The 12145-nt window shown below is 43.3% G+C and carries 7 protein-coding genes; 1 reads left to right on the forward strand and 6 read right to left on the reverse strand.

Annotation, left to right across the window (positions count from 1 at the left end):
• Nucleotides 1-55 precede the first annotated feature (55 nt).
• From tnpA to VB732_RS04970, 5 genes are all read right to left on the reverse strand, one after another.
• Complete coding sequence (gene tnpA, locus VB732_RS04950; RefSeq protein WP_323229728.1) at nucleotides 56-460, reverse strand: IS200/IS605 family transposase; 405 nt, start codon at nucleotides 458-460, stop codon at nucleotides 56-58.
• Nucleotides 461-1144: 684 nt separating this feature from the next.
• Nucleotides 1145-5140 (reverse strand): Eco57I restriction-modification methylase domain-containing protein, encoded by a 3996-nt coding sequence (locus tag VB732_RS04955; RefSeq protein WP_323229729.1) that lies wholly within the window; start codon nucleotides 5138-5140, stop codon nucleotides 1145-1147.
• Nucleotides 5141-5154: 14 nt separating this feature from the next.
• Nucleotides 5155-8379: a DISARM system SNF2-like helicase DrmD gene (gene drmD / locus VB732_RS04960; protein WP_323229731.1), complete on the reverse strand. Its 3225-nt coding sequence runs from the start codon at nucleotides 8377-8379 to the stop codon at nucleotides 5155-5157.
• A gap of 646 nt (nucleotides 8380-9025) precedes the next feature.
• Nucleotides 9026-9754: a hypothetical protein gene (locus VB732_RS04965; protein ID WP_258169901.1), complete on the reverse strand. Its 729-nt coding sequence runs from the start codon at nucleotides 9752-9754 to the stop codon at nucleotides 9026-9028.
• Between the two features lie 266 nt (nucleotides 9755-10020).
• The gene (locus tag VB732_RS04970) at nucleotides 10021-11160 is read right to left on the reverse strand and encodes a tyrosine-type recombinase/integrase (RefSeq protein WP_323229732.1); all 1140 of its coding nucleotides are present in this window, start codon (nucleotides 11158-11160) and stop codon (nucleotides 10021-10023) included.
• 113 nt (nucleotides 11161-11273) lie between these two features.
• On the opposite strand from VB732_RS04970, the gene VB732_RS04975 reads away from it, so the two are divergent.
• Entirely contained in the window at nucleotides 11274-11471 is a 198-nt protein-coding gene (locus VB732_RS04975) for a hypothetical protein (RefSeq protein WP_190881515.1), read from the forward strand.
• A gap of 11 nt (nucleotides 11472-11482) precedes the next feature.
• Here the strand turns inward: VB732_RS04975 and VB732_RS04980 are convergent, their stop codons facing one another.
• Nucleotides 11483-11935 (reverse strand): helix-turn-helix domain-containing protein, encoded by a 453-nt coding sequence (locus tag VB732_RS04980; RefSeq protein ID WP_094332278.1) that lies wholly within the window; start codon nucleotides 11933-11935, stop codon nucleotides 11483-11485.
• Nucleotides 11936-12145: the final 210 nt, after the last annotated feature.

Below are 12145 nucleotides of genomic sequence, written 5' to 3' on the forward strand. Positions count from 1 at the left end.
TAATTATGATATTTTCATTTATATAATTTAATAATCATCGAGGATACTATAATATTTAGACTTTTTCTAAATGAGAATTAGTTGTTCCTTGTAAATGGTGATTTTTTTGATTTTTGACATAATTAACAGCTTGCTCAAGTTGCTTACTCCCCAAAGAAAATACACCATATCCTTCTTGCCAAGCGAATTTATTTGATGTAGCGGTAAGGCTGTGGTTGAAATAGTAAGAACTACTTCCTTTAATGTTTTTCACAAATTCTGCAATTGCGAGTGTCGGGGGAATAGATACAACTAAATGAATGTGGTCTTCCATACCACCTATTGCATGAACTATACAACGGAGAGCATCTGATTTGCCAATCATGTAATCATAAAAATCAGGTTCTTTATGGGGCATAATTAGCGGGTGACGTTCTTTTGTTGCCCAAACAATGTGATAATAAAGTTGCCACAAAGACATATTTTTGGATAATTAATGTTTAACTACATTTACTAGATTGCCCAGATTGGTGAAAAAATAATCAGTCAAGAGTTTGTCAGCTAGTCACCCAGGCAAGTTTGTCAGTCATCCAGCCAGCCAGGGGTTGTAAACCCCAGCCAGTCAGCCAGCCAGCCAGTCAGCCAGTCAGTCAGCCAGGGGTTGGAAACCCCAGTCTGAAAGCTGAAGTCGTCTGAAGACGACTGCGGAACAGTAATATAAATCACGCCTAATTTTTTTAGTCCTCTTAAAGAGGACTTGCGCTATTAGCCGGGGGTTTATAACCCCTGGTGGGATGATGGTTTGATGAAATGACGGTTTGACAATTTGATATTTAACGGGTTGGTGAAATGACGGTTTAACATTAGTCTGAAAGCTGAAGTCATCCAGGCAGCCAGGGGTTGGAAACCCCAGTCTGAAAGCTGAAGTCGTCTGAAGACGACTGTGGAACGAATAATATAAATCACGTCTAATTTTTTTAGTCCTCTTAGAGAGGACTTGCGCTATTAGCCGGGGGTTTATAACCCCTGGCGGGATGATGGTTTGATGAAATGATGGTTTGACAATTTGATATTTAACGGGTTGGTGAAATCATGGTTTAACATTCGACATTGGGCGGTTTGACGATTTGGGGATTTCGTGGTTTGACATTCGACATTTAACGATTTAATGATTTGGCGATTTATCGGAAATAAACCCTGGTATTATTGGTGTATTTTTCAACCCCTTTTGAGATTTCGCTACTTTTTTAGTATTCCCTTTTGCCTTGGATTTCTCAGCAGCTTTACCGCCTAAAATTTCAGCTTCGGCGCGTTGCTGGTTGAGTTCGAGTAAACGGGCTAATACTTCGTCGTGAATTTCTTCTGGCCAACGGTAGCGCCAAGGCTTTTTCTTCTGGCGTTTGCTGGTGTTTTCGTCGTCTTCTTCGTCTTCGTAGTCAAGCAGAAAGGTGCAATCTGTGGAAATATCTGTCCAGCCGTAAGTATCGAGGACAGCCCGATCCATTTGGGCGTGGAGTAAGCGTAGTTGTAAAATATCGGGGTGGCGTTCGTCGGGATCGTGGAAGCGGTTGTATGTGTCGGTGAGTCCCTGGTTATTGCGAACCATTAAGGCGGCGCGGTATTCGTAGTATTCTTTGCCTATGGTTTCTAGGGTGGGGTTGGTTTCCCAATTTTCGGGGAATGGGAAGGTTTGGAAGCAGTCGGTAGGAGAATAGTTAAGATCATCCTTCATAGTAGAAGAAAAAAATCTTGCAAATATTTCGTGAATACGACTTTGTAAAATAGTAAAAGCTGTATTTCTATCCATTGCAAAAACGACTAGTTTATGAGAATAAACTATCCCATTTGGTAAAAAGGCAAAAGATAAATTTTTACCGATAATACAACTTACTAATACGCAATTAAGAGGGGCAATTGCACTACGGAGTTCTACTCTATCTGCACCAAACAACCACCATTTTTCAGCAACAGTTTTATTCCAGGAATTTTTGGGAGGTAGTGAAATTCTTTGAGGCTTAACCTTTTTCTCTACAATTTCCATTAAATCAGGAAAATTCCAAGCATCTTCTTCACTCATATCAAAAAAATTAATTACATAACGCTGATAAGCATGAATCGGACTAGAATTAACCTCATCACCTCCGATATAAGGAAAAATCCTTTCTGCATTTTTAGGATTTTGTTCAATCAATTGGTGCATTTCAGAAAGGGGTGTAGCATCAGGATTTGAATCATCAAAAGTAAAACCCATTCCTAACACATAGCTCCCGATAAAGCTTTTGCCAGCATTAGCCAATAACACCGCCGGATTTTCATTACCCCCTGCATGAAATAAAAATGTAGAAATTAAGTTAACCTCTCTTCCATCTAGCAATTTTCTATTTTCGTATTTCCCTTTAAAAACATGAATAACACTCACCACAACCGCCGCTAAACCCGGCCACTTCATCCGTTTTTGAGCATTGTAAATTGTACCGCCTTGCTCACAGATATATCTCAAACCAGTGCTGCGAGTGTCACCTTGGGCAATGGTATTTGTGGCAATCAATCCAAAACATCCAGACTGGCGTAAAAGGCTAAACGCTCGTCGGAAAAAATGCGCTACCAAATCAGCATTCCCATGAGATTCGGGATTAACAACTTTTAACCAATCCTGATAACCAGAAACATGAGCATTTATTGTTGTATTCTTCCCGGCAAATGGCGGATTACCAACAATCGCATCAAACCCCGGATTATCTCTATCAAATACCTCTGGAAATTCAATCTCCCAATTAAAGGTGGGAACTGGTTTCTCGCCATACCGCAATTCTGCACAAATTCGCCTGACATCTAAATCATCTTCTTGATTTTTCTGCCATTGATAAAACTTCAACCATGAATTATCACGCTCATCCTTTCTTGCTTTGTCCTTATCCTTAGCGAAAAATGAAGCAATAACCAAATCCCCTTTCAGCCGAATATCCGCCAACTCTGTTTCTATATTTTTGTAAAATTCGCGCTTGGCTGCATAATTATCTTCATCTAAATTGTGAATTCCATTGCGATAAAACTTCGCTTTATCCATTGATAGATTAAACAAAGGTGAGTTTAGGTCTTTATAAGTCTTGTCTTCATCCCAATTAAACGTTTTAATTTGTTCAGAGGTTAACCCAACTAAAGAATCTCCCCACTTCAAAGCATGGTCTAAAAAAGTAAAAGGATGAGATTTCGCCAAAGTCGCTAACCACAGCGATAATTTAGCTAAATTCACTGCAAATGGGTTTTTATCCACACCATACAAACACCGTTGCGCTACTAACCGCCGCGCATAAAGTAACGGTTCTTCATCAATTGGAATTTCAGGTAATACGTTTTGCTTATTCCACGCTTCAACTAATTTCTCTGCCAACTGACGACAACTTTCTACCAAAAATGCGCCCGACCCCATCGCCAAATCACAAACTTTCAACTCTAAAATCTGCTCTGGTGTGGGGTTTTCCCCCAAAGCCGATAAAATTGGTCTGAGGGTTTCTTTCACAATCGGCTCAGTCAATGCACGAGGCGTATAATGAGAACCACTACGCCGCCGTTCTTCCCCCGGTTGCAAATACAGAGAACCCACAGGCATTAAACTCGGCGTTTTCGGTGACACCTTGCGTCCTAAAGCTGCCACTACATCCTCTGCTGTCCTCGCATCCTTTAACTCAGTTAGGGATTTACCAGTAATTTCGCAACCTGCAACATCCTTTAAATATTTAGCCCGTTCTCCCACCTTAGTTTTGAGAACTTCTTCAACGCTGACAACCACTGTCACCGAAGATTTGGAACCTTTGGGTTTACTCCAAACACCAATAGCAGGACTACTTGCTCTTTCTACCTCGTAGCCCATAATCGCTTCATAAACAGACCCAATTTGCTCAACGTCTAGAGAACGGTAAGACAGGCGTTCTCCATCCAGTACCAGTAACCCTTGCAATACCCGGTGAATTACCCCATCTGACACGCGAGGGGGTTCAAGACTTTCTCCTGTTTGATATTCTGTAAACTGGAGACGACCTTCTAAAAACGGATATTCATCTGGGTCAAATAGTTGCCCATGACGAGCAGGTAAGTACAAATCAGCATGACCGCCGCCATCGTAAACCAAACGGAACAGACTCAGCAACCATGCCCAAGCACCATACCTCTGATCCATTGTATCCGGGTAATTCCCTGCATCTTCTCTCAAGCGATCGTAAAGTCCACTAACTGAGTAGTAGCGTGTATAAACTGCATCTTGAGACATCAAGCCCCGGTCTTCAGCGTAAAGCAGGAAAACCAATCGCAGCAAGATGGTAATCAGTCCACCGTAAATATGCTGAGGTGCAGTAGTAGCAATGTCACTCACTAAGCTGCTTTTAGTGGTTGCATCTGCTATTTGGAAGCCGCGTAGTAAATCCCATAATGCCTCTAATACTTGCTCTGCAAGCTTTATAGAGACATCGTTTTGATATTTCCGACTTTTTTCCAGGATTGCAGACAAACGGCGATCGCTAGGGACATTAAACAGTCGGTCAGCCGAGAGCAACATCTCCATTGCACCCAAAATCAGCCGCCCAGATACCTCACACATTGCCTGTACAGGAAAAGTCAGATGTCCCGATGACTCCCCAAGTGGTGCATAAACCAAACGCAATTCTGTACCGTTGCACAATAGCCCAGTATAAACTTTTGTTTCTTTCAAAAGGCGCTCAAACTTAGACTGGGGGCTGGCGTGCCAACCAGTAGATTTACTATCCTCCGCGCCTGCATTGTCAAGTTCAGTACCATCAGGAAGCACCTGTACCAGCATCACCCAACCGCCATTAGGGTCGGGTACAGCATACGTGGGTGTTAAAACTTCGTTGTAATCTGGGAGCGCGATCGCTAATTCTTCTGGACTGGCAACTAAATCTTCTGGTTGCCAACCTAAAACATTGATAGCAAAAGCAGGAAAGTCGTCAATTCCAAAGGTTTCCTTGCTATCACCAGTCAGAGGTTCACGTCTGGCAACTGTAGCGAGTATTTGTTGCAGTTCCACCACATTGCGATTAACCACAGCTTGGGCTGCTGACAATGCCGGCGGAGACACCACCAACCCCACCGGCTGGAGAAAGCCTAACCATTCTTTATGTAAGCGAATTTCTGGATCGTTTGCCATTGTTTATACTCCCTCTAGCCGGAAATCGGCCATAAATAAATTACGCCGACTGGCTCAACTCGTACTGCTTTTACTTTGTAGGCGGCTTCAATTCGGGCTGGTTCTGAAATTAGTTCGGTTGCGATCGCTTGAAGGCGTTTTTCCCAATGGCGACGATCTGCATCCAATTGGCGCTGTTCTTCTATGAAGAATGGAAGAGACAACTGCACTACCTTAGATTCTTCCTGACACTTGAGAATTCGCGTCTGTTGTTCCTCTAGAATGTTCTTCATCTCAGCAGCTTCTTTAGTACCCCGATTGGCCAGGTTTTTCTCAGCCCTCTCAGCTAAAGCTGTGGCGTGGCGTTCCAGATGAGGAATTAATTCTGCTACATCTTGGGCAGCACTTTTTTTCAATCGCTCTTTTACCGCTTCGGCAACTTCCAGCAAGTGAGGGGAAGCTAGGGAATTTTCCAGTAATTCCAGTACGTTGTCTTTCTCGCCTTCTCTTAAACGCTGAAGTTTCTTGCGTCCTCGACTGGTTGGATCTGACCACTCTGCTGCGACTGCAATTACCTGATCGTGTAAGCGAGAAGCACGTTCACCATACAGAGCCAGCCGTCCCAGTGCAATCACTTTTGGCATTGGGTCATTAGTTAGACAAACACAAGCACGAGTTAATTCATCGTGCAAGAAACCCTGAGCTAAAAACCTACTCAGTAGACGCTGGACAATTCTGTGTTCTAAATGCAGATGAACTACATCCCCATCTAAAGAACCAGGATCTCGAAAGACTACAGGACGAATCGGTGCTTCTTTTCGCCATTCCCAAGGCTTTTGTCCGATTTTACGAGGTGTTCTCAGGGTATCAAGTGTAGTTGACCATGTTGGATCTGCACCAGTACGCTGGTCGAGAGCCGGAATTGTCCAACGGGCAGTTACAGGATTGTTAGCAACCTCATTCACATCTACTGGTGTAAGTGTTGGGACTCCCAGAATTTCTAAAGAAGCAGAAATTGCATTACGGAAGTGATTGTCATCTAGTCCCAACCAATCCCGCGATTCTTTCAACATTTCTTGTAAATTCTCGACTTGTTTAGTCAAATCCTGTTGGCGGAGTCTAGCTTGCTCCAGTTCCTCATTAATTACCTGTGTGTTTACTGTTTCCTTGTTGCTGAGTTGCTCTGCTTTATTAATCGAATCGGCAAGATTATTTACTTCTTGGTGGCGAATTCCATTAGCCAGTAAGCGCGACACATTTCTTTCAACTACTGGTGCAAGGCTGCCTAGTTCTTGTTGAATCGTCACTGTTTTCCGCACCAGTACATCTAATACTTTGTCTTCTGTGCGTTGTGGTAAGACAAAGTAATAACAATGGACAACAGGCGATCGCTGTAATTTCCGGTCAATCCGTCCATTGCGCTGTTCCATCCTTGATGGGTTCCACGGCACATCAAAATGGAACAAGTCAGCACAGTTGTTTTGGAGGTTCACCCCTTCTCGTGCTGCATCTGTAGCAATCAGGATTCGCAGGGGATGACGCGCCGGATCAGCGTTAAATGCACTTTTAATCGCTTCGCGGCGTTCTTCTCCGATACCCCCGTGAAATACATCTATGCGTTCATGTTCGCGGTTAGAGCCAGCGATCGCACTTTGTAATTGCTGTTGTAAATAACGTTTAGTATCTGTATATTCTGTAAAGATAATTACTCGTCGTTCTAACCAAGCAGCATTCGGCTGACCCAAATCAGGGCAAAGATTTTGGCGAATCCACTCCACCAGTTGTTGAATCCTCGGATCTGGCTGGTAGCGAGAGGAATTCGCTACATCTGCCATTTCATCTAAAATTGCTAATTCACGCGCTGTTTGTCCCGCAGCCTGCATACTAGCTGCTGCCATTTGAGCATCTTCTTCTGCAATTACTTCCTCTTCAGAAAATTCAGCCCGTTCGTCATCTGCACCAGGGGATTCAAACAGCAACGGGAGACTGGCTTGATGTATGGGAGTCCGGTTCGCCGCTTGCTTTTCTATCCCCGTTCGATGCACCTTTAAAGTCCGAGCAAATGCCTCTATCGAAGACAAAAGACGCTTTTGTAGTGAAGTAATTACCAGCATTGCCGTAGTCTGAGTAGACTTCGCTGCATCTTTGAGCTTTTCCTCACGCAGATTGCGATACTGTTGCAGCAATCGGGATAATTTGAGTTCGGGCGCGTCTTCTGGCAGATTATCAATAACTATAGGAAGAACGTAGCGTTGAGGAAACTCTTCTCCTATCTCCCGTAAATCTTGCTTTAAACGCCGCACCATTACAGTGTCCAACAACTTGCGATTACGAACGGGTACTCCTCGGCAGAAACGCTGGGGATCAAGAATTTCTAGTAAGGCGGCGAAGCTGTTGGAGTGTCCATTGTGGGGTGTGGCAGACAAAAACAGCTTGTGTTCAAAACGCGGTGCTAAGTCTCGAACAGTTTTGGTAAGTTGGGAATCCACAGCATATTTTGCACCACTCGCAGGTGCAGCATTATGAGCTTCATCAAGGATGAGCATGGAAGCAGCTGCAAAATCACCAAGCCAGTCCCGTAATGGTGCGGTGTATGTTTCATCTCGTAGCAAAGCGTGGGAAATAATGAACCGAGTATGCGTCATCCAAGGGTTAATTCCATAACCCCGTTCTTGACGACGCGCAGCAATAAACTCACGGTCAAGAATCATAAATGTAAGTCCAAAGCGACTTTCCATTTCCTCTTGCCACTGACGCACTACTGACGGCGGACACGAGATAACGACTCGTCTAACTTTCTGCCGCATCAACATCTCACGCAGTATCAGCCCTGCTTCAATTGTCTTGCCCAAACCGACATCATCCGCAATAAATAAACCGACTCTCGGCATTAGCAAAGCTTTACGTAGCGGCTCTAATTGATAAGCTTTGACTTCTATACCTGCTCGGTAAGGCGCTTGGAAAAGCTTGGCATCTGTGGAAGTTACGCAATTCCACCGTAATGTGTGCAGGTAAGCAGAAAACAGACGCGGATTATCAAAACCTCTATTCGCTATAGAATCCCATGATGTCGCCCCTACGATTTTGGCATCTATTTCCCGTTCCCATAGGACTTCTAGCGATTCTCCTAACGCATCATCTTCTAAACAAGAAAGGCTAACTTTTGTATCTTGCTCTGGAGACGGTTTCGACACAACTTCTTCTACAAGATATTGCCGCGATCGCACGCGCACAATCTGTCCAGTTACAATGTCAGTCACTCGTGTCTGCCCCCTTGTAACTCGGCTGGTATTATCCCTCCTCTAATCATGAAAAACTCACTCCCCTAAACCCTAATGCCTGGTTAGCTTGGAGTGCTAATCTACAACCATCTTTTTGAAAGTTGCGTTGCAGGTATAAAATAGCTTTTAATCTATTTGTTCTTTAGCACCTGCTACATCTTAATGATGTTATTTTATATACGTCTATAGCAAGTGGCTATTTTCAGCAGAAAACTTTGTAATTCCTAAATGAAGAGAGTCTAAAAGGTATAATCTACCTAACATCACATAGACAATTATTGGATTAAAATTAAATAGTAATCTATTGCTCAGTAATATCACTTAAAATATTTAGGCTGAATTGCGTATACTTAAAGTAACCTGATAAACTAGCATTATTTAACCACTGTCAACCAACATCGAGAATTGCTCACAGAGATGGAAGCCCTCAAGTAGTTCTTGATAGAGAAAGTACCCTTGAGGGTACTGTGAATGGCTGCCATTCGTTTCTAGGATATTTTATAGAAGTTTTTTTCAGTGGCCACAGCGATGTCTTCTATTGAGGACAACAAAATAATTGTTTGGCGATCGCAAAAAGACGAGCGAATCAGTGTAAATTCAGAAATTCTTGAAATTAATAAAAATACTAACTTGCAGGATGATATAACCCCGTATTTTCGTTAAATTCCCACCCCATACCCGATTTATCCTTGCCCTTGCACCATGCCACAAAAAGCGGTGGGTGCAGCTTATTTCGCTGTTCGCGTACAGTTTCTTGACTTACACCAAGTCTTGAAGCTAAACCTTCTTCCGTCAACGGTTGGATTCGGGGAGTATGCCCTTTGAAGGATGAATTGTTGTTGTACGATTTATTGCCCCGCCTCGGTTGGTTGTTAAGATGATTTTGAATTTTAATAATCGCCTCAGTAAACTGTGTCATTCGGGCTGTTATCCCCTCAATTTTTTCTGATAAATCGGCGAGATTATGGATTGCTTCGGTTTCGTTGCTATTAGATTCACTTGAAAATTGTGACTCCAGCTTATCAAGTCGTGAGCAAATAGCTAATATCGTTTCATTCGTAGGACTGCCGTTACTATTATTACCATTAACTAAGTACTCCTCAACACTTGCCTTAATCTTAGAGTCCAAGCGTTTATCTAAATTATCGCCACCAATTGCATCAAGGTTATCTATATCATCTAGGTAGAGTTCGATAAATTGGGTCAGCGTGGCTGTTGCCGTCGTCCCTTTCGACTTACAACGGGCAATAAACTGCTCCCACATCTTTTGGTCGCAGTTAAAAGATGCCAGTTTCTTGTTTTTCCCTGTTTGGCTCATGTCTAGGTAATGTCTAGGTAAATCTGGACTGGACACGACTGAGTGAGCGTGTCATCCATCTTGATAACTACCTTGACACTATCATTTTCGAGCGCATGAGTGCGCCCGCCGGAGACGATGGTCTCCGACCGACCGGAGGTCATCGCCTCTACCAAAAAGCAGTCAGATTACTACTGTCTGCAACAGTTAGTTAGCCACTGTTGGAGTTGTTCAGGAGTCGTTGGCGCACGCACAATTTGAGCAAAGCCTGTTATCGCTTTTGTAGCCAAATCAGGGGGTGACTTCCTGGCTAACGCATCCATTTAGTCAATCATATCTGCCAACAAATTTGTCATCTCTGACTGACCTTGTTTGCGGTTATCGTCATACTGGATTAATACATCCAGCTTGACATGACGGCTGACTTTTTGCGTCTTTCGCACATCCCCTTGGGTTGCTTCCAAAAGAGTTGTAATCCCACTGTGGCGGATGCGGTGGGGTGACATTAACTTTTTTACACCAGCTGCATCAAAATAATTGACAACAATTTTACGGATGCCGTCCCCAGTGAGGCGATGCCCTTTACTGCGGTTATCAAGGGCGATAAATAAGGGTGAGGAGGCGGTGATATTGCCCCGGACTTGCAACCAATCACAGATAGCATTAACTGTTGCTACTGACAGTTTTACCCATTCATCATTCGTACCTTGCCCTTTTCCCAAAATCCGCAATCTGCTTTCGTGTGGGTCGAAGTCTTTAATATTTAATTGACTCACCTCATTACGTCGCAGTAAATTTTCCCACAACAGCCGCAACAGCGCATAATCTCTTTGGCCGTGAACAGTTGAGCGCTCAATTAGCTGGATTACACTGTTGATGCTTTGAGCATCCACCCCGGTAGTATCTCGATACGCTTTTACCTTTTCCAACTCTACATCTTCTAGCGTGTAGCTGCACACACCTAACTTGCGGGCAAACTTCACTAACGATTTAATGCTGCTGAGACGACGGTTAACCGTTGCTTCCTTCAACCCTATAGCCAGTAGCTTGGCCTTATATTTCAACACCACCGCCACCGCCCGTTTCTGGGTAAGGTGCAGAAATTCCAACACGCTGTCAACATTTGGCTCAATACCAGTCATCGCCACAAAGAATTTCCGCAAATCTTTCTGGTATTCGCGCCGGGTGCTGGGTGCGCGAATATTGGCGAGCATCAAAGCAATGACATCCTGTTCATCCTCTGTTGCGGCAAAATACCGCTCAATTGGGGCTGAAAGAGATTTTTTTAATGACTCTACCGCCGAGTCAAATCCGGTATCATCGTTTGCTTTTGGGGATGCCCGTCTGGGGGAATATGGAGTATCAGACATAGCATTGGGCGCGAAAATGGGTGTTTTCGATATCAAACCTATTCTCTCTCGATTTGCCCGACTACACTCACTTTGGCGCGATAAATCTTCCATTAGACCAACACAATCGCAATGTTGCTAAATATACTGCTGTGGTATTAGTGCTATTCGCTTATTACCCAACGCTTCACTGTGCTACAGTATGTATTTTTAATGAATTATGAGAGATGCAAAAATTAAACCATCCCAGTGGTTGGAATGGTTTAAGGGAATTATCAATTTTTCTTACTGCTCCTTTTGCTTATAGGAGGCAACCAATTGTTGTTGGCGACAATTCAGGCATTCCTTTTAACTTGATAGTTTCGGCGACTTGGTTGTTATTTTGGCGTAATGAAAAGATAGGATTGCCCGTTAGCTTGATTTGAGCTTGATGCTATTAGGGTTGCGCTTCCAAGATCCGACCTATACTTCTTGGCGATAGTGCTGGCAACCCCCTGCGAGTAGCTTCTTCAGCAACTTGCATATGGTAATGGTGCTTTGAACGACTGGGTTTTCGGTTCTTGCTCCATTCGCTGATTTCGACAATTTTGCTCGCCTCTGCGCTCTTGCACTTCTTAGGTCTGCCTGCGTTCACACCTAATACATTATTTATCTTTGCGATCGCATCTTCCAAGGTTTCCGATGTTATGGTACTTGATGTCCACTTTTTCTTCCAGTTTGTTACTGTTTGCTTCGCTATACCAAGTTTTTTTACTATATTTTTATGATTTTCCCCACGATTAAGCTCTAGCAGGATGTTTGCTCTCTTGATCATTTCATCGCTGCCGGTGGCTGCTATATTCTCTAATACTTGCTTTTCAATAGGATTCAATACTTGAATATGAGGCATTTTAGTATTTACCCCGCTTAAACCTACAATTTTGCCAAATCGAATGAAGCCTGATATACTTTTTTTGTAGAGTTCATTTTTCCTAAATATTCACTCAAAGCCCTGCTGCAAACAGGGCTTTGAGGAAAAAACAACCCCACCTGTTACTAAAACAGGACGGAACTTTGTTTTGTCAATTTAGTTATCTAGAGCCATCATATCATGAGTTTA

This window comes from Nostoc sp. UHCC 0252 (genome assembly GCF_034931145.1).
Classification (GTDB): Bacteria; Cyanobacteriota; Cyanobacteriia; order Cyanobacteriales; family Nostocaceae; genus Nostoc.

Coding starts and splice junctions, on each gene's coding strand:
- tnpA (WP_323229728.1), bottom strand. CDS start 460: ATGTCTTTGTGGCAACTTTATTATCACATTGTTTGGGCAACAAAAGAA.
- VB732_RS04955 (WP_323229729.1), bottom strand. CDS start 5,140: ATGGCAAACGATCCAGAAATTCGCTTACATAAAGAATGGTTAGGCTTT.
- VB732_RS04970 (WP_323229732.1), bottom strand. CDS start 11,160: ATGGAAGATTTATCGCGCCAAAGTGAGTGTAGTCGGGCAAATCGAGAG.
- VB732_RS04975 (WP_190881515.1), top strand. CDS start 11,274: ATGCAAAAATTAAACCATCCCAGTGGTTGGAATGGTTTAAGGGAATTA.
- VB732_RS04980 (WP_094332278.1), bottom strand. CDS start 11,935: ATGCCTCATATTCAAGTATTGAATCCTATTGAAAAGCAAGTATTAGAG.